Annotated in this window: 17 protein-coding genes; 9 read left to right on the forward strand and 8 right to left on the reverse strand. The window is 62.9% G+C overall.

Annotated elements, in window-relative coordinates:
• Positions 1–30: 30 nt before the first annotated feature.
• From FOY53_RS01200 to accD, 3 genes are all read right to left on the reverse strand, one after another.
• Positions 31–579, reverse strand: a complete 549-nt coding sequence (locus tag FOY53_RS01200) for a rhodanese-like domain-containing protein (RefSeq protein WP_186766476.1) — start codon at positions 577–579, stop codon at positions 31–33.
• A 270-nt stretch (positions 580–849) separates the two neighbouring features.
• A complete protein-coding gene (locus tag FOY53_RS01205) occupies positions 850–2,124 on the reverse strand; it encodes a bifunctional folylpolyglutamate synthase/dihydrofolate synthase (RefSeq protein WP_146584845.1) in 1,275 nt (424 codons plus the stop codon).
• Entirely contained in the window at positions 2,121–3,074 is a 954-nt protein-coding gene (gene accD, locus FOY53_RS01210) for an acetyl-CoA carboxylase, carboxyltransferase subunit beta (RefSeq protein WP_146584847.1), read from the reverse strand. The genes FOY53_RS01205 and accD overlap by 4 nt, the downstream gene beginning before the upstream one ends.
• 234 nt (positions 3,075–3,308) lie before the next feature.
• On the opposite strand from accD, the gene ilvD reads away from it, so the two are divergent.
• The 5 genes from ilvD to FOY53_RS01235 all read left to right on the forward strand — a co-directional run bounded on the left by ilvD (position 3,309) and on the right by FOY53_RS01235 (position 8,109).
• Positions 3,309–5,072, forward strand: coding sequence for a dihydroxy-acid dehydratase (gene ilvD / locus FOY53_RS01215; RefSeq protein WP_146584849.1), 1,764 nt, complete (start codon positions 3,309–3,311; stop codon positions 5,070–5,072).
• Between the two features lie 5 nt (positions 5,073–5,077).
• Complete coding sequence (locus tag FOY53_RS01220) at positions 5,078–5,701, forward strand: dihydroxy-acid dehydratase (RefSeq protein WP_146584851.1); 624 nt, start codon at positions 5,078–5,080, stop codon at positions 5,699–5,701.
• A gap of 84 nt (positions 5,702–5,785) precedes the next feature.
• Positions 5,786–6,577 carry a DUF6478 family protein gene (locus FOY53_RS01225; protein WP_222435206.1) on the forward strand — a complete coding sequence of 264 codons (792 nt, stop codon included), beginning with the start codon at positions 5,786–5,788 and terminating at the stop codon, positions 6,575–6,577.
• Between the two features lie 49 nt (positions 6,578–6,626).
• Positions 6,627–7,004, forward strand: coding sequence for a hypothetical protein (locus FOY53_RS01230; RefSeq protein WP_146584853.1), 378 nt, complete (start codon positions 6,627–6,629; stop codon positions 7,002–7,004).
• A gap of 190 nt (positions 7,005–7,194) precedes the next feature.
• Positions 7,195–8,109 (forward strand): DMT family transporter, encoded by a 915-nt coding sequence (locus FOY53_RS01235; RefSeq protein WP_146584855.1) that lies wholly within the window; start codon positions 7,195–7,197, stop codon positions 8,107–8,109.
• Between the two features lie 82 nt (positions 8,110–8,191).
• Here FOY53_RS01235 and FOY53_RS01240 read toward each other — a convergent pair whose 3' ends face one another.
• The 5 genes from FOY53_RS01240 to FOY53_RS01260 all read right to left on the reverse strand — a co-directional run bounded on the left by FOY53_RS01240 (position 8,192) and on the right by FOY53_RS01260 (position 13,610).
• A complete protein-coding gene (locus FOY53_RS01240) occupies positions 8,192–9,514 on the reverse strand; it encodes an NAD(P)/FAD-dependent oxidoreductase (protein WP_146584857.1) in 1,323 nt (440 codons plus the stop codon).
• On the reverse strand, positions 9,511–10,329 hold the full coding sequence (locus FOY53_RS01245) for an ABC transporter permease (RefSeq protein ID WP_146584859.1): 819 nt from the start codon (positions 10,327–10,329) through the stop codon (positions 9,511–9,513). The genes FOY53_RS01240 and FOY53_RS01245 overlap by 4 nt, the downstream gene beginning before the upstream one ends.
• Before the next feature lie 85 nt (positions 10,330–10,414).
• The gene (locus FOY53_RS01250; RefSeq protein WP_146584861.1) at positions 10,415–11,311 is read right to left on the reverse strand and encodes an ABC transporter permease subunit; all 897 of its coding nucleotides are present in this window, start codon (positions 11,309–11,311) and stop codon (positions 10,415–10,417) included.
• Between the two features lie 27 nt (positions 11,312–11,338).
• Entirely contained in the window at positions 11,339–12,460 is a 1,122-nt protein-coding gene (locus tag FOY53_RS01255; RefSeq protein ID WP_146584863.1) for an ABC transporter ATP-binding protein, read from the reverse strand.
• A gap of 64 nt (positions 12,461–12,524) precedes the next feature.
• Positions 12,525–13,610, reverse strand: coding sequence for a polyamine ABC transporter substrate-binding protein (locus tag FOY53_RS01260; protein ID WP_186766477.1), 1,086 nt, complete (start codon positions 13,608–13,610; stop codon positions 12,525–12,527).
• Positions 13,611–13,765: 155 nt separating this feature from the next.
• Here FOY53_RS01260 and FOY53_RS01265 point away from each other — a divergent pair, with 155 nt between their 5' ends.
• The 4 genes from FOY53_RS01265 to FOY53_RS01280 all read left to right on the forward strand — a co-directional run bounded on the left by FOY53_RS01265 (position 13,766) and on the right by FOY53_RS01280 (position 18,416).
• Complete coding sequence (locus tag FOY53_RS01265) at positions 13,766–14,455, forward strand: GntR family transcriptional regulator (protein WP_146584867.1); 690 nt, start codon at positions 13,766–13,768, stop codon at positions 14,453–14,455.
• A 52-nt stretch (positions 14,456–14,507) separates the two neighbouring features.
• On the forward strand, positions 14,508–15,911 hold the full coding sequence (locus tag FOY53_RS01270) for an aspartate aminotransferase family protein (RefSeq protein ID WP_146584869.1): 1,404 nt from the start codon (positions 14,508–14,510) through the stop codon (positions 15,909–15,911).
• 143 nt (positions 15,912–16,054) lie between these two features.
• Positions 16,055–17,149 carry a carboxynorspermidine decarboxylase gene (locus FOY53_RS01275; RefSeq protein WP_146584871.1) on the forward strand — a complete coding sequence of 365 codons (1,095 nt, stop codon included), beginning with the start codon at positions 16,055–16,057 and terminating at the stop codon, positions 17,147–17,149.
• 25 nt (positions 17,150–17,174) lie between these two features.
• Positions 17,175–18,416 carry a saccharopine dehydrogenase family protein gene (locus FOY53_RS01280; protein ID WP_146584873.1) on the forward strand — a complete coding sequence of 414 codons (1,242 nt, stop codon included), beginning with the start codon at positions 17,175–17,177 and terminating at the stop codon, positions 18,414–18,416.
• Positions 18,417–18,449 lie beyond the last annotated feature (33 nt).

Raw genomic sequence — 18,449 nt, forward strand, 5'->3', positions numbered from 1 at the left:
CGCAGCGTCCGGCTTGGTAAGGCGCATGAGCTATCCTTCCCCCTGGGTGGAACTGAGGCCAAGCGCCGTCCATCCCGACACCCCGGCGCGGTAGAACCGCAGCTTCTCGGCAGGGTAGCCCGCAATCAGCAAGGCACGCAGCCCATCCACCGCGCGTGGATCACCTGCATCCTGGGCGAACAGGACCAGGGTGTACGCGGTCGAGAAATCGCCCGCAGTCGCGCCCAGAGCCCCCAGCAGATCGTCGCGATAGGGGTTGTCGGACCGCAGTGTCAGCTCTGGCACATTGACAGCACCGGGAAGGGTTTCTGCGCTGAACTGTTCCGGGGCACGGGTGTCGATCAGCAATCCCGTACCGTCGGCCGCAGACCCGGTCAGGAAATCAATCAGTTCCAACTCGCCCAAAGTGTCGATTCCAGCCGCCGCAGAGTGTGGCTGCACACAGGACTGCGGGCAGGCCGCACCGCTGCGTGTTATGACAATGTCCGTGCCGTGCAAACTAAGGGTCACGGCGCCGAGTTCCGGCGTGATGCGGCTGTCCTGGGCTGCTGCCGGAACCGCCGTACTCAAGGCGGCCATGCACAGAGCGACCAAAAGGGGCGAACGCACACACCAAAACATCGCAACACCTACAACACACCTGAAGGACTTCAGTCCAAAGACAACGATCAAAATATAGAGCGGATGGGTCCAATCCGTCAACATCCTGAGGTGTGGTCGAAGTGTGGTAGGTTTCAGGGCGTAAGATCTGTGGATGGGTAGGGGCGCGTGTCGGCTTTGGATCCGGCTATGCCTTCCGACGGCGCGGGGCGGCCAAACCAGCAAACATGCCCGGAGGCGTTCGAAGAGTCAGCCGTTGCTGCGCAGAATATGCCCGGCAAGATAGAGCGAGCCACAGATCAGAATGCGCGGCGCCGGGTCCAGACCGGCGATGACGCGCAGGGCATCGGCGACGGAGTCGGCAGTGCGGGCGGTGTGTCCCGCCTTCGCCGCTATGGTTGCGGTGGCGTCGGCGGGCAGCGTGTTGATTTCGTCCGGAATCGAGACCGCTGTCAGGGTGTCGGCCAGACCGGCAAGGGGCGCGAGGTAGCCATGCACATCCTTGGTGTTCAGCATGCCGCAGACAATATGCGTCGGGCGTTTCGGCAGGCTGGCAAGGTGCTCGGCCAGCGCCGCGCCGGCTGCCGGATTGTGCCCGCCGTCCAGCCAGAGCTCGGCCTGCGGCACGATGTCGAACAGCGGGCCGGTGCGCAGCCGCTGCATGCGGGCGGGCCAGAAGGCGGAGGTCACCGCAGCTTCGCAGGCGGCATCACCGGCCTTCAGAAAGCGCAGGGCGGCCAGGGCGGCACCGGCATTCATGACCTGATGCCGGCCGGGCAGGTTCGGCAAAGGCAGATCCAGCAGTCCGGACTCATCCTGGTAGACAAGACGGCCGTGTTCTGTGCCGACATGCCACTGCTGACCGTAGGCCAGAAGCGGGGCGCCCAGCCGGGCGGCGGTCGCTTCGATCACCTCCATTGCGGCGCCGTCCTGTGGTCCGACCACACAGGGCACATGCCGCTTGAGGATACCGGCCTTTTCGGTGGCGATCTTGGCCAGGGTGTCGCCCAGATAGCTTTCGTGGTCCATGGAAACCGGGGTCAGGATGGTCAACGCCGGCGTGGTAACGACATTGGTTGCATCCAGTCGGCCCCCAAGGCCGGTTTCGAGCAAGGTGAAATCGGCCGGGGTGCGGGCAAAGGCCAGCAGGGCGGCACAGGTCGTGATCTCGAAATAGGTGATCGGGTCGCTGCCATTCGCGGCGTGGCATTCGTCGAGCACCGCGGCGAGGTGTTCTTCGCTGATGAGTTCTCCGGCCAGACGGATACGTTCGTGAAAGCGGGCGAGGTGGGGTGAGGTATAGGCGTGCACACGCTTGCCCCAGGCTTCCAGCCCGGCGCGGATCATCGCCTGGGTCGATCCCTTGCCATTGGTTCCGGCCAGGTGGATCACCGGCGGCAGGTCACGTTCGGGATGATCAAGAGTGTCGAGCAGCCGCCAGACCCGGTCAAGGGTCAGATCAATGATCTTGGGATGCAGTGACATCATCCGTGTCAGGATGTGGTCCGATGTCTGGACACTCATTTCCGGGACGGCTGCTCTTCGGTCCGGGTCGGCGCCTTGGCAGGGTCAGGTGCCGAGGCGGCCATGTCGTCCGGTGCGGCAAGGTGACCCTTCACCGGCGGCGGCAGACGCATGAGCATGCGCGTGATCGAAATCAGCTCGTCGCGCATCTTGCGGCGGTCGGTGACGCGGTCGAGCATGCCATGCTCAAGCAGGTATTCGGCGCGCTGGAAGCCTTCGGGCAGTTTTTCGCGGATGGTCTGTTCGATCACCCTTGGGCCGGCAAAGCAGATCAGGGCGTTGGGTTCCGCAATCTGAACATCGCCGAGCATGGCATAGGACGCTGTGACGCCACCTGTGGTCGGATGGGTCAGCACAACGATATAGGGCAGATTCGCTTCGCGCAGCATCTGGACCGCGACCGTCGTGCGCGGCATCTGCATCAGGCTCAGGATGCCCTCCTGCATGCGGGCGCCGCCGGCTGCTGCAAAAAGGATCAGCGGACGCTTGAGCCGCACCGCTTCCTGCGCGGCTTTCACGATTGCGTTGCCGACATACATCCCCATGGAACCGCCCATGAAGCTGAAGTCCTGCGCCGCGGCAACAATCGGGGTCTGCCCGATTTCGCCAAGAGCGACCAGCATCGCCTCCTTTTCACCGGTGGATTTTTGCGCCGCGCGCATCCGGTCGGGGTATTTCTTCTGGTCCCTGAACTGCAGCGGATCCGGAATCGGGTCGGGCACCGCCACGTCGGCGAAATTGCCGGCATCGAACAGCGCGGCAAAGCGCTCGCGCGGGGTGATCGCCATATGGTGGTTGCAGTTGCTGCAGACATTCAGGCTGTCGGACAACTCGCGGTGGAACAACATGGTGCCGCAGTCGTCACATTTGGTCCAAAGGTTTTCCGGCACTTCGCGCCGCGAGAAGATCGAGTTGATCCGCGGGCGGACGTAGTTGGCGATCCAGTTCATGACTAGCGGTACCCCAGGGCGTCGTTGCTCGAGGTGATTTAAGCCTGCGGCCGGGGAATTGCAATGCAGCTGGCCGGGCGGGGACCGCGCAAAACTTTTCGGAAAAGTTTTGACAAGAGTTTTCAGAAAACTCTTGGGCGACGCCCCGAAGCACGGATTCTTGCGATCTTTCTTGTAGTGATGAGGGCGCTTGGGTATGCGGGGATGCAACTGCGTATTCCAGGGGGGCCAGCCATGCTCAAGCGTCCGTTCGACAAATCCAAATTGCCCAGCCGCCACGTGACCGAAGGCGCTGCCCGCGCTCCGCACAGGTCCTATTATTATGCGATGGGCATGTCCGAGGCAGAGATTCACCAGCCATTGGTGGGCGTCGCCACCTGCTGGAACGAGGCAGCGCCCTGCAACATTTCACTGAACCGTCAGGCACAGGCGGTGAAGTTGGGGGTGAAGGAAGGATCCGGCACGCCGCGCGAATTTACGACCATCACCGTCACCGACGGAATTGCCATGGGCCACGAAGGGATGCGGTCCTCGCTCGCCAGCCGCGAAGCCATTGCGGATTCGGTGGAACTGACCATGCGCGGGCACTGCTATGACGCATTGGTCGGGTTGGCGGGATGCGACAAATCCCTGCCGGGCATGATGATGGCGATGGTGCGGCTGAACGTGCCGTCCGTCTTTGTCTATGGCGGCTCGATCCTGCCGGGCAAGGTGCCTGCCGGGGCCGATGTCCCGGCGGATTTTGCATCGCGGGATCTGACGGTTCAGGACATGTTCGAAGCCGTCGGGCGGCATCAGAACGGTACGTTGAGTGATGCGGCGCTGGAAATTCTGGAACGGGTGGCCTGCCCATCGGCCGGGGCCTGCGGCGGCCAGTTCACAGCCAACACCATGGCCTGCGTGTCAGAAGCCATCGGTCTGGCGCTGATGAACTCCTCGGGGGCACCGGCCCCTTATGAAAGCCGCGATCAGTATGGCACCGCCTCGGGCATCGCCGTGATGAACCTGCTCGAGAAGAATATCCGCGCCCGGGATGTCGTGACGCTGAAGTCGCTGCAGAACGCCGCGCGGGTTGTGGCCTGCACCGGCGGCTCGACCAATGCCGGCCTGCACCTGCCGGCCATCGCACATGAGGCAGGCATCGACTTTTTCCTTGAGGATGTCTGCGAGATCTTCCGCGACACCCCCTATTTCGTCGATCTCAAGCCCGGAGGCCAGTTTGTCGCCAAGGACCTGTACGAGGCCGGCGGCGTGCCCGTGGTGATGAAGGAATTGCGCAAGGCGGGTCTGTTGCATGAGGATTGCATGACCGCATCGGGTTATTCCCTGGGGGAAGAGCTGGACAAGATCAAGGGTGAGGCGGACGGCCGTGTGATCCATACAGTGGCCAACCCCATCACCAAGACCGGCGGCGTCGTCGGCCTCAAGGGCAATCTTGCCCCCGGCGGGGCGATTGTCAAGGTTGCCGGCATGACCCCTGAAGAACAGGTTTTCAGCGGTCCGGCCCGGGTGTTCGAATGCGAGGAAGACGCCTTTGAAGCCGTCAAGGCGCGGGTCTACAAGGAAGGCGAGGTGCTGGTGATCCGCAACGAGGGACCGCGTGGCGGGCCCGGCATGCGCGAGATGCTGGCGACCACCGCAGCCCTGTCGGGGCAGGGAATGGGCAAGAAGGTGGCGCTGATCACCGACGGGCGGTTCTCGGGCGCGACCCGGGGGTTCTGTGTCGGCCATGTCGGACCCGAAGCGGCGCTGGGCGGGCCGATCGGCCTGCTGCAGGATGGCGACATCATCACCCTGAACGCGGTGAGCGGCGAATTGTCGGTCAATCTGACCGACGAAGAACTGGCTGAACGCCGGAAAGCCTGGGCCGGACCGCGCGACACCATCTACGCCAGTGGCGCGCTCTGGAAATACGCGCAGCTTGTGGGCGAAACCTACAAAGGTGCCGTGACCCATCCCGGGGCGGAAGCGGAAAAACACACCTACATGGACCTCTGACGGCGATGCGCGCGGTCCTTGCCATTGCCGTTCTGACCAGCCTCTGGGTGGCGGGCTGTTCTGCTGGCGTTCCCAGTGACACCGGCGCCTCTGGTGGCGCCCTGCGCGGTTTCCTGGGGAAGGGGACATCCTCTCTTCCCCTGAGCCGGGCGTCGCTGGCGGGTGGCGATGTGCGCCTGTCCGGGCCCGCCGGGTATTGTATCGACCCCGAGACCCTTCAGGTCGGGTCCAGCCAAAGCTTTGCCCTGCTCGCGAGTTGCCGCATCCTGTCGGACGGCGCAGGTGGGCCCGATGTGGAACCGGTGTTGATTTCTGTCACCGTGGGCGCACGCGGTTCCGGCATTGATCTGCCCGAGCCAAAGACGCTGGCGGAGGTTGCGCATGCACCGCTGCTCGAAGGGCATGTCCGCGAAGGACTTTCGCTGGCATTGCTGGCACGGGGCGGCGATTCCGCTTTTGACGGCGGCGATCCGCGCTACTGGCGCGGGGCGTTTGTGCAGGGCGGCCGACTGATCGGACTGGCGCTGTACGTGCCACGGGGAAGCACGGTCCTGCCCCAGCGTGGTGCGGACATGTTGCAGTCTCTGAGTGCACAGGTGCGCAGCGACAGTCCGAAACCGTCCCGCTAGGCGCGGGAAATGGCATGAGTCGTTTATTCGTACGAAAGAATTTGCCATAAGACTGGAAACCGCCCGGAAGCGAGAGGCGGTCGGATGGTAAAGGGGCGTAGTGTGGCGGGGCAGGGCAACGGGCTGATGGACCGGCTGATCCAGCGGGGCGCGTTGCGCCGCTGGGCCTGTGCCGCGCGGGGGGCAGCCGCGATGGACCTGCACCAGCTGCGACAGCAGCGGCTGCGCGCACGGCGGCTCAAACAGCATCTCGATGCGTTGATTCATGTCGCCGAGGCCCGTCTGGCGCTGCCGATGGTGGGCAATCAGGCCTTTCCCAAACCGCACGATGCCGACTGGTCGTGGCGGCCCGAACTGTGGTGCGGGCCTCTGGCCGTGCCGGGGCTGTCCTCTGTCCCTTCCAAGGCGGCTCTGGGCAACGAGGTGACCCTGTTTCACGACTGCGCCTATTCCGAACTGTGCCTGCGCCAGTTGCGCAACACGCGTGAGGCGGATCTGGCGGCCTACGGGCTGCGGATGGATGTGTTCCGTTTCGACGGTTCGTACCTGTCGCTTGCCGTGGATCTGCCCGAACCGGCATCGCGCGGGCTGAAGCGGCGGCATCTGATCCGGGTCGAGACAATCGTCGAGATGGAAAAGCCGATCGAGATTTTTGCGCGGCTGAACATCCGCCACGGGCCCAATACCGAACAGATCGTACGCGAACTGCCGCTGCACGAAGAGGAGATCCGGGTCGAGTTCGATCTGGCCTACACCAAGCTGAACGAAAAGCGGGTCGAACGCATGTGGCTGGACCTGATCTTCGAGAGCCCGCAGATGAATCAGGTTGTGTTGCGGGACCTGACCTTTAGCCGCCGCCCGCGGGCTGAGTTGTGAACGGGTTCCGTGACAGGGACCTGTTCAGACAGGGCAATGGGGACGAAACATGAGCCAGTATAGACTGACCAAGACCCGGTTTCTGGAAGGCGTCTGGGAAGGGGTGATTTCGGCCGAAGCCCACGGTGTGCCGCCGCCCGAAGTGCTGGTCACGCTTCTGGATCAGCCGGTACGGGGCGTGCTTGTCACCGAAACCGCCGAGCCGGGGCGCTGGCTGATCGAAGTGCCCGTGCCGGTCGAGGCGATCGGCGACGGCGTTCATACCTTCCTGATCCGGGATGCCGCCGCCGAGGAGGTGCTGGAGAGCTTTGCGTTGATTGCGGGCGAGGTTCTCGGCGATGACATTCGTGCCGAGGTCGCGCTGCTGCGGGCCGAACTGGACATGGTGAAACGTGCGTTCCGGCGCCACTGCCTGGAAACCTCCTGAGCAGCGCCCACCCGGTGTTGCAGGATGATACCGCGGCCCGCCGACGCTGCGGGTTTGCCTGGCTAGGTCTCGGCGACGCGGGCCGGGTCGGCGTTGAACGTCGACAAGTGCGCCATCAGGCTTGGGTCATCAAGGTTGACCTTCCTGTCTGTCAGGTGCAGGAATGAGGCATTCCAAACAGGATCTTCCCATGTCTCCGTTTCGCGGCGTTGCGCTCAAGCTGGCTTCTGTCCTTCTTTTCATCATCATGGCCTCATTGATCAAGGCCACCGCCGCGCGCATTCCGGCGGGCGAGGCCGTGTTCTTCCGGTCGCTATTTGCCATGCCGGTAATCATTGGCTGGCTTGCGATGCGGCACGATCTATCCACCGGCTTCACGGCGGTCAGCCCCATTGGTCACATTTTGCGCGGCGTCGCCGGCGTGGCTGCGATGGGCACCGGATTTGCGGCATTGGGCCTGTTGCCGCTGCCCGAAGTCACCGCAATCGGTTATGCAGCGCCACTGATGACGGTGCTGCTGGCGGCGGTGCTTCTGGGGGAACGTCTGCGGGCCTTCCGGATGACGGCCGTGGGCATCGGGCTGATCGGCGTTCTCGTGATCCTGTGGCCGCGGCTGACGCTGGCCGACGTCGACCGTGCCGCCATGATCGGTGTGGCACTGATCCTTGCGTCCAGCGCGCTGCGCGCCCTGGCACAGGTACAGATCCGCCGCCTGGTGGCGACCGAGCAGACCTCGGCGATCGTGTTCTACTTCTCGCTGACGGCGACGGTGCTGTCGCTTTTGACGATGCCCTTCGGGTGGGTGATGCCGACGGCGGCCGAGGCGGTCATGCTGGTGTCTGCGGGCCTGATCGGCGGCCTGGCGCAGATCCTTCTGACCTCGGCCTACCGCGAGGCCGAAGCCGCGCTGCTGGCACCATTTGACTATGCCTCGATGCTGTTCGCGCTGCTGATCGGATATGTCGTCTTTGCGGAAGTGCCGACCGGTGCAATGCTGCTGGGCTCTGCCATCGTGATCGCAGCCGGGGTGCTGATCATCTGGCGCGAACGGCAGCTTGGTCTGAAGCGCGGCAAGGCCAAGGCGGCGCTGACCCCGCAGGGGTGACGGCACCGCGGGCCGCTGATTGTAGAGCGGCGCACAGCCGACTGCCGGGCGACGGTGTTCCTGGCCCGCCGAATTCACACTGTCATAGGTCGAGCATGCCCGCAGCGAGGTACGCAGGCGCCAGCAGCGCCCGGCGGAAGCGGCCGAGGGGAAAGCGCGCGGGCAACCGCTGCATTGCGGCGGGATAGGGCGTGTCCGCAGGCTTGCCCTGCACCAGCGCCGCCAGCAGGCGTCCTGTGTAGCTCGCCATCGCGACGCCATTGCCGTGATAGCCCATGCCGACAAAGACCCCGGGAAGTTCCGGCACCGGCCCGGCATAGGGTGTCAGATTGGCCATCAAACAGACCAGACCGGACCAGTTGTGGGTGATTTCGACGCCGCTCCAGGCGGGAAACATCGCGTGAAAGTCGCTGCGGATCTTGCGGCGAATGGCGGCCTCGGCCCCCGCAGTGGCCCGCAGCCCGCCGCGCATACCGAACAGGAACCGGTTGTCGGGCATCTTGCGGAAATAGTGCAGCATGGTGCGGGTGTCATAAGCCATCTGGGCACTGGTCCAGCCCTGATTGTCCTGCTCGGTCTGCGTGAGCGGCCGGGTGACGAGCACGCTGGATTGCACCGGCAGATACCGGGCGCGCAGCCAGTCCGGAAGGTCCTCGGACGAGTACCCGTTGGTGGCGATAATGACCCTGTCGGCGCTCACGTTGCCATGCGGTGTGTGTAACCGGGTTTTGCCGCCCTTGTGGACCAGGTGCGTCACCGGAGTGTCGGCATGGATCCGGACACCAAAACGCCGGGCCGCCTGTGCCAGCCCGTCAAGATACTTTCGCGGGTTCAGCGCAAAGCCGAGCGGAATGGTCAGGGCGCCGTGAAACGGGCCGTTCAGCCCCGCCTTGCGCAACTCGGCGGGTTCCGTGAGATGCGGTGTCACGCCGTAGCCTGCGGCAATCTCGCTGATCCCGGACCGAAGGGCCGCCATGGCGCGCGGTGTGTGGGCGATCTGGGTCTCGCCCCGGCTGTGCGTGTCCGCGTCGATGCCATACGTTTGCAGCAGGTTTTCGACCGTGCCGATGGCAGCCATTTCCGCGGCGCGCCAATCCGTCAGCCCTGCGGCGCCAAAACGTCTGAGCAACAGGCGATTTGATGCCTTGGCGCCACCGAGACAACAAAAACCGCCATTCCGCCCCGATGCGCCCCACCCGGGTGCCCTTGCATCGAGCACTGCGACGCGAACTTTGTCCTGCGCCAGATGCAGCGCGGCGGACAGGCCGGTAAAGCCGCCGCCGATGATGGCGACATCGACCTGTAAATCCCGGTCCAACGACGGCCAGTTGGCCTCTGCAACCGTGTCCGCCCAGAAACATCCCTGTTGCGGCCCGTAGGCGGCGGATTCGTAAATCCGTCTCATACCGACCGGATGGCGGCCTGTTCGTCGCGTTGCTGCGCCACCGCAGCGCGTTTGGTGATCAGCGAGGCAGTGATCACACCGACCGTCACAATGGCTATCATGATGGTCGACAGCGCATTGATCTCCGGAGACACACCCAGCCGCACCGCCGAAAAGATCTTGATCGGCAGGGTCGTGGCCGAGGGGCCGGTGGTGAAGCTGGCAATCACAAGATCATCTAGGGACAGGGTGAAGGCCAGCAGCCAGCCAGAGATCACAGCCGGCGCAATGATCGGCAGGGTCACCAGGCGGAAGGCTTCGAACGGCGAGCAGCCAAGATCCAGGGCGGCCTCTTCCAGCGACCGGTCGAAAGAGCTGAGCCGCGAGGACACCACGACCGAGACGTAACACATGGAAAACGTGGTGTGGGCCAGCACGATGGTGAACACGCCCCGGTCCAGCCCGATACCGATGAAGAGCAGCAAGAGCGAGAGTCCGGTGATCACTTCCGGCATGACAAGCGGTGCGTAGATCATTCCGGAGAACAGGGTCCGGCCGAAGAACCGCCCGGAACGCACGAGGACAGAAGCCGCCATGGTGCCGAGCAGGGTGGCAAGCGTGGAGCTGAAAACCGCCACTTGCAGCGTGACCCAGGCGGCATCGAGGAATTCTTCGTTCTGCAGCAGTTCGCCATACCAGCGGGTCGAGAAGCCGGCCCAGACCGTGACCAGTTTCGAGGCGTTGAAGCTGTAGAGCACCAGTATGATCATTGGCAGATAGAGAAACGCAAACCCAAGGGTGAGCGACGTCGCGTTGAACCAGGAGAAACGTCTCATGCCGGGACCCCCGTCGATTCTGGGCGCGACCAAGAGTTTTGCGAAAACTCTTGGGAAAAATTTTTGTAAAATTTTTGCACGCCGCTCATCCTTCGGCCTCACGCTGTTTTTGCTCGTTGCGCTGGAAGAGCACGATGGGAATGATCAGGATCAGCAGGAGGATGATTGCCACCGCCGAGGCAACGGGCCAGTCGCGGTTCGAGAAGAACTCCTCCCAGAGCACCTTGCCAATCATCAGCGTGCCCGACCCGCCCAGCAGCGACGGAATCACGAATTCACCGATGGCGGGGATAAAGACCAGAAAGCATCCTGCAATGATGCCGGCCTTGGACAGCGGGACCGTCACCAGCCAAAAGGCGGTTGTCCGCGAACAGCCCAGATCTTCGGCAGCTTCCAGCAGGCTGTCATCCATCTTTTCCAGGGCAGCGTAGATCGGCAGGATCATGAAGGGCAGGTAGGTGTAGACGATGCCGATGTAGACCGCCAGATTGGTGTTGAGGATGGTCAGCGGTGCGCTGATGAGCCCGGTCCAGAGCAGAAACTGGTTCAGCACGCCTTCTCCGGACAGGATGCCCATCCAGGCGTAGACCCGGATCAGGAAAGAGGTCCAGAACGGCAGGACCACCAGCATCAGCAGGGTCGGACGCCACTCGGCCGCGGCGCGGGCCATGCCATAGGCCATGGGGTAGCCGACAAGCAGGGTGATCACCGTCGACACAGCCGCAATCTGCAACGAGCTCAGATAGGCCTTCCAGTAGAGATCGTCGGTGGTGAGAAAGACAAAATTCTCGAGGTCGAGAGCGGCGAAAAAGCTGCGCAGCCCGTTCCATCCGGCGCTCAGGTCAAGCTGCGGCGCATAGGGCGGACGGGCCAGAGCGATGTCCGAAAGCGAGATCTTGAGAACGATCAGGAAGGGGACCAGGAAAAGCGCCAGCAACCACAGGTAGGGCACGGCGATGAGAAAGATGCGTCGCGGGTTCATGGGGCTACCTCTGGACGGAACATGGTCCTAGTGCTCCAGCAGGACACCGGCGGTGTCGGTAAAGGACAGCCAGACGTCATCTTCCCACGTGATCCCGCGATTGGCGAGGCGCCGGGTGTTGGCGGTCTGCGCCTTCATCATCGTGCCGTTGCCCAGTCGCACATGGTAGGTCGACAGGTTGCCGAGATAGGCAATGTCGATGACCTTGCCGCGCAGGACGTTGGCGCTGTCCGGGCGCTCGGTCGAGATGGTGACCTTTTCGGGACGGATGGCGAAATGGCAGGTCTGGCCGGGTGCAAATGTTCTGGCCGTGGTGCCGCGGATCGGCAATTCGCCGTCAGCCCAGGCGATCTCGACCTTGTCGCCGGCCTGATGCGCCTTGCCTTCGAGAATGTTTACGTCGCCGATGAAATCAGCGACGTAAACCGTTGCCGGTGCTTCGTAGATTTCCGGGGGGGTGGCGACCTGGATCAGGCGGCCTTCGTCCATGACGGCGACGCGCGAGGCGACGGTCATCGCCTCTTCCTGGTCATGGGTCACGATGACAAAGGTGGTGCCGGTCTTTTCCTGGATGTCCATGAGCTCGAACTGGGTGTCCTGGCGCAACTTTGCGTCAAGTGCGCCGAGCGGCTCGTCCAGCAGCAGCAGCTTGGGCGCCTTGGCGAGCGAGCGTGCGAGGGCCACACGTTGTCTCTGACCACCCGAGATCTGGTGCGGTTTGCGCTTGGAAAACTTCTCCAGCCGGGTGAGCCGCAGCATCTCTTCGACCCGTTGTGCGATCTCGTCTTTCGAGCTGTTGCCGCGGCGCAGGCCAAAGGCGATGTTGTCCCAGACCGACAGATGTGGAAACAGCGCGTAGCTCTGAAACATCATGTTGACCGCACGCTTGTTCGGCGGCACCGGTGCGATGTCCTGCCCCGACAGCAGGATTGTGCCCGATGTCGGTGTTTCAAACCCGGCGAGCATCCGCATCATCGTGGTCTTGCCGCAGCCCGATGGACCCAGCAGGGCAAAAAATTCCTGCTCGAAGATGTCGAGGCTGAGGTTGTCGATGGCGGTGAAGTCACCAAAGCGTTTGGTCACGCCTTTGAACTGGATCAGGGGTTTCTGAGTGGGGTCGTCCCAGGGGGCAAAGACCGTTTGGCTCATCGTGTCATCCGCGCTTGAAAAAAAGACCCGCGCCGGAGGGGCGCGGGCCACTGGACCGGGGCGATCAGACGCCCGACTTGATGGCGGTCCACAGGCGCGTCACCACGCGCTGAACCTTGGGATCGTAGGGTGTGGTGGTGAAAAGGTTGTCCAGCGCGGCGGGCGACGGATAGATCGCGGGATCGCCCTTTACGTCCTCGACCAGAAACTCCTGGCTCGCCAGGTTGCCATTGGCATAATAGACGTAGTTCGACGCGGCGGCCATGTTCTGTGCGTCCATGATGAAGTTCAGGAAGGTATGTGCCCCGTCCGGGTTGGGCGCATCGACCGGGATCGCCATTTGGTCGAACCACATCTGCGCGCCTTCCTTCGGCGCATTGTAGGCGATTTCGACGCCGTTTTCCGCTTCTGCTGCCCGGTCCCGGGCCTGAAGAATGTCGCCAGACCAGCCGACCGCCACGCAGATGTCGCCATTGGCCAGCGCGTTGATGTATTCCGAGGAATGGAATTTCTGGATGTGGGGCCGCACCGCCATGTACACCGGTTCCACCTTGGCGATGACCTCGGGGTCATGGCTGTTGGGATCTTCGCCGATGTATTTCAGGGCTGCGGGTATCATTTCGGACGGCGCGTCGAGGAAATGCACGCCGCAGGTGGCCAGTTTTTCCATGTTCTCGGGGTTGAAGACCAGCTCCCAGCTGTCGATCGGGGCATCTTCGCCGAGCAGTTCCTTGACCTTGCCAAGGTTCACGCCGATGCCGGTGGTGCCCCACATGTAATTGATCGAATAGGCGTTCTCGGGATCGTACTGCTCGGTCCGGCTGGACACCACGTCCCACATGTTGGCGAGGTTGGGCAGTTTCGCCACATCCAGTTTCTGAAACGCGCCGGCAGTGATCTGACGTTGCAGAAAGGTGCCGGTCGGAACAACCACATCATAGCCCGACCCACCGGCCAGCATCTTCGTCTCGAGCACTTCGTTGCTGTCAAAGACGTCATAGACCAGATCCAGCCCGGTCTCCTGCTCGAACTTCTCCAGCAGCGATTCGTCGATGTAGTCGGACCAGTTGTAAACGCGGACTTCTTCGGCCTGAACGGCGGCGGTGCTCAGCGCAAGGATCGCTGGAATGCTCAGCAGTGAGGTCTTCATGATATTCTCCCGTTGGACCGGGGGTCATTGCCCCCTTGTGGATGAATTTGATCAAACTTTGCATCATAACGCAACAGGGGGATGTTTTCATGCAACCCCGGACCGTGCAAGATACGCCATGACGGCGGGATCGGCTCGGGCGATCAGGGGAAGCGATGAATTTGCAGGCGGAACAGGAAAAGACCACCACCGGAGCGGGTGCGCCGGCCCATGAACAAGTCTACCGGTCCCTGCGGGCGCGGATTCTGTTCGGGGAGCTTGAACCGGGGCAGGCCGTGACCATCCAGGGACTGACGGAACAATTGAACGCGGGCATGACCCCGGTGCGCGAAGCCTTGCGGCGACTGACCGCGGAAGGCGCACTGGAATTTCAGGGCAACCGGCGGATCTGTGTGCCGGTGTTGACCGCCACTGCGGTGGACGAACTGACCATAGCGCGCCGGGCGCTCGAGCCCGAACTGGCGCGTATGGCGGCCCGGCAGGTGACCGGAGATCAGGTCGCCGCCCTGCGCGACACGGACCGGCGGCTGGACCGGGCCATCGCACGCGGCGATGTGCGCGGCTATCTGGAGGAAAATTACCGTTTCCACGCAGAGTTGAACGCGATGGCAGAGGCGCCGATTCTCACGTCGCTGGTCGAAGGGTTGTGGCTGCGGTTCGGGCCGTCACTGCGGGTGGTCTGCGGCCTGTTCGGCACCCGCAATCTTCCGGACATGCACAAGGATCTGCTGATCGCGCTCGACGCTGGTGATTCGGCAGCCGCAGCCCGGGCAATGGAGGGCGACGTTGTGCAGGGGATGTGCCAGATCCGAGCGGGTCTTGGTGATTCGATTGACATTCGATAATTTGATCATATTCTGCGGCCAACTCATCTCCTGACAGTGAAAGGCGCATCTGATGACGCTTATCTCGACGAACATGCCGACCGCAGAATTGCAGGCGCTGGACGCCGCACACCACATGCACCCCTTCACCAACAATGCCGAACTGGGCCAGAAGGGCGCGCGGATCATCACCCGGGCCGAAGGGGTCTGGCTCAACGACAGTGACGGCAACCGGATTCTGGATGCAATGGCGGGGCTGTGGTGCGTCAATGTCGGCTATGGCCGCAAGGAACTGGTGGATGCCGCGGCGCGCCAGATGCAGGAACTGCCGTTCTACAACACCTTTTTCCAGACCAGCCATGTGCCGGCGATCGCGCTGGCGAACCGGTTGGCCGAACTTGCGCCGGGCGATCTGAACCACGTCTTCTTTGCCGGCTCGGGCTCTGAGGCCAATGACACCAACCTGCGGATGGTGCGGACCTACTGGCAGCAGAAGGGCCAGCCGCAGAAGAACGTGATCATCTCGCGCTGGAACGCCTACCACGGCTCCTCGGTCGGTTCGGGGTCGCTGGGCGGCATGAAGGGGATGCACGCGCAGGGCGGCATGCCGATTCCCGACATCCACCACATCGACCAGCCGAACTGGTGGGCCGAGGGCGGTGACATGTCCCCCGAGGATTTCGGTCTGGCGCGGGCGCGCGAACTGGAAAAGGCGATTCTGGAACTGGGCGCGGACCGCGTCGCGGCCTTTATCGCTGAACCGGTGCAGGGGGCCGGCGGTGTGATCATCCCGCCCGCCACATACTGGCCTGAAATCCAGCGGATCTGCGACGCCTACGATATCCTGCTCATCGCCGACGAGGTGATCTGCGGTTTCGGACGCACCGGCCACTGGTTCGGCTCGCAGGCGATGGGGATCCGGCCGCACATCATGACCGTGGCCAAGGGGCTGTCGTCCGGCTATCTGCCCATCGGCGGCTCGATCGTCTGTGACGAGGTGGCCGAGGTGATCGGCAACGCCGAATTCAATCACGGGTATACCTATTCCGGTCACCCGGTCGCCTGCGCCGTGGCACTGGAGAACCTGCGCATTCTGGAAGACGAAGGCATCGTCACCCGGGTGCGCGAGGACACCGGGCCCTACCTGCAACAGAAATTCGCCAGCCTGACCGAGCATCCCCTGGTGGGCGAGGCCAGGATCATCGGCATGATGGGGTCGATTGCATTGACTCCGGACAAGGCCAGCCGCGCCGCATTCGATGCGGACGAGGGCACGGTCGGCTTCATCTGCCGCGAGCGCTGCTTTGCCAACAACCTGATCATGCGCCATGTGGGCGACCGGATGATCATCTCGCCGCCGCTGGTGATCTCGAAATCCGAAATCGACCAACTGATCGAACGGGCCTGGCAAAGCCTTGACGAGTGCCACGCTGCGCTCAAGGACAAGGGCCTGATGAAGGCGCGTCGCGCCGCCTGAACCGATCCGCCCGGCGGTGCCAGCGTGCAACTGCCGGGCGGCTCTGAGGTGAACGGTGCGACGACTCACTGTTTGCCTTGCGCGGCGACTTGACCTAATTCCCGGGGGCACGACCCGACGCGGCCCACCGAGAGGACTTTGACTTGCAGACGCCTTACTATCTCATCGACAAGTCACGCCTGCTCCCCAACCTGCAAAAGATCGCCTGGCTGCGCGAAGCCTCGGGGGCAAAGGCGCTGCTGGCTCTCAAGTGTTTTGCAACCTGGTCGGTGTTCGATTTCATGGCCGACTACATGGATGGCTCGACATCGTCCTCGCTGTACGAAGTCAAGCTGGGCCACACCCGGTTCCCGGGCGAAACCCACGCCTATTCGGTCGCCTATGCCGATCACGAGATGGCCGAGGTGCTGGCGCACAGCGACAAGATCATTTTCAATTCCATCGGCCAGCTGAACAAGTTCGCCGGTGCGGCGCAGGGCCACGTGCGCGGGCTGCGTGCCAACCCGGGTGTGTCGACCTCGGGCTTTGATCTGGCGGATCCGGCGCGCCCGTTCAGCCGGCTTGGCGAAAGCGATCCTGCCCGGATCGCCGAGGTTGCGGACCGGATCAGCGGCTTGATGTTCCACAACAACTGCGAAAACGACAGTTTTGAGCGGTTCGACGAGATGCTGACCCTGATCGAAGACCGCTTTGGCGCGGTTCTGCCGTCAATGGAGTGGGTCAGCCTCGGTGGCGGCATTCATTTCACCGGTGACGGATATCCGCTGGACCGCCTGGCTGCCCGCCTGAAGGCTTTCGCCGCTCGTTTCGGGGTGCAGGTCTACCTCGAGCCAGGCGAGGCCGCGATCACCGGGGCGGCGACACTGGAGGTGACCGTGCTGGACACGATGTTCAACGGCAAGAATCTGGCCATCGTCGACAGTTCGATCGAGGCGCACATGCTGGACCTGCTGATCTACCGTGAATCCGCCAAGATCAGCCCTGACACCGGCCCGCACGAATGGATGATCTGCGGCAAGTCCTGTCTGGCGGGCGATATCTTTGGCGAATTCCGGTTTGACGCGCCGCTCCAGGCAGGTGACCGGATCTCGTTCCAGGATGCGGCCGGTTACACGATGGTCAAAAAGAACTGGTTCAATGGCGTGAAGATGCCCGGCATTGCGATCCGTGAACTGGACGGAACCACACGGCTGGTGCGCGATTTCGGCTATGACGATTTTGCCGCTGCGCTGTCCTGAACGATACGAAAGGTCTTTGAGAGTCATGAAACGCAACGTTCTAATCATCGGTGCCGGCGGCGTGGCGCAGGTCGTGGCGCATAAATGCGCACAGAACAATGACCTGCTTGGCGACCTGCATATCGCCAGCCGCACCGTTTCGAAATGCGAGGCGATTCTGCAAAGCGTGCATGACAAGGGCGCGATGAAGCAGGACGGCGTGTTTGCCGCCCATGCCGTGGACGCGATGGACAGTGCGGCGGTCGCCGCGCTTCTGACGCAGACCGGGGCACAGATCGTGATCAACGTCGGTTCGCCGTTTGTGAACATGACGGTGCTCGAGGCCTGCATCCAGACCGGCGCCGCGTATATTGATACCGCGATACACGAAGATCCGGCCAAGATCTGCGAAACGCCGCCGTGGTACGGCAACTACGAATGGAAGCGTCGCGAGGATTGCGCCCAAGCGGGGGTCACCGCAATTCTGGGCGCGGGGTTCGATCCGGGCATGGTGAATGCCTTTGCCCGCTTTGCCGTGGATCAGTTCATGGACGAGGTCACGTCGATCGACATCGTCGATATCAACGCCGGGTCGCATGGGCGGTATTTTTCGACCAATTTCGATCCGGAAATCAACTTTCGCGAATTTACCGGCACGGTCTACAGCTGGCAGGACGGGGCCTGGCAGAGCAACGCCATGTTCGAAGTCGGGCGCGACTGGGATCTGCCGGTGGTGGGCAAGCAAAGGGCCTATCTGTCAGGCCATGACGAGGTGCATTCGCTGGCGGCAAATTACCCGCAGGCCGATGTCCGGTTCTGGATGGGCTTTGGCGATCACTACATCAACGTGTTCACCGTGCTGCAAAATCTCGGATTGCTGTCGGAACAGCCGGTGGTGACCGCCGAGGGACTGGAAGTGGTGCCACTGAAGGTTGTGAAGGCCGTGCTGCCGGACCCGTCAACGCTGGCGCCGGATTACACCGGCAAGACCTGCATCGGCGATCTGGTCAAAGGCACCCGCGACGGCGCGCCGGTCGAGGTCTTTGTCTACAATGTCGCCGATCACAAGGACGCCTACAACGAAGTCGGCAGCCAGGGCATCTCGTATACCGCAGGCGTGCCGCCGGTCGCGATGGCGATGCTGATTGCCGATGGCACCTATGATCTGGGCACCATGGTCAACGTCGAAGAGCTGGACCCGAAACCGCTGTTCACCCTGCTGGATACCCTCGGCCTGCCGACACGGGTGCAGGACGCGGATGGCGATCGGGAATGGCACCGGGCCTAGGCCAGTCACAGGCTCTGCCGTCAGCTGTTCGGG

This window comes from Puniceibacterium confluentis, assembly GCF_007923445.1.
Classification (GTDB): Bacteria; Pseudomonadota; Alphaproteobacteria; order Rhodobacterales; family Rhodobacteraceae; genus Puniceibacterium; species Puniceibacterium confluentis.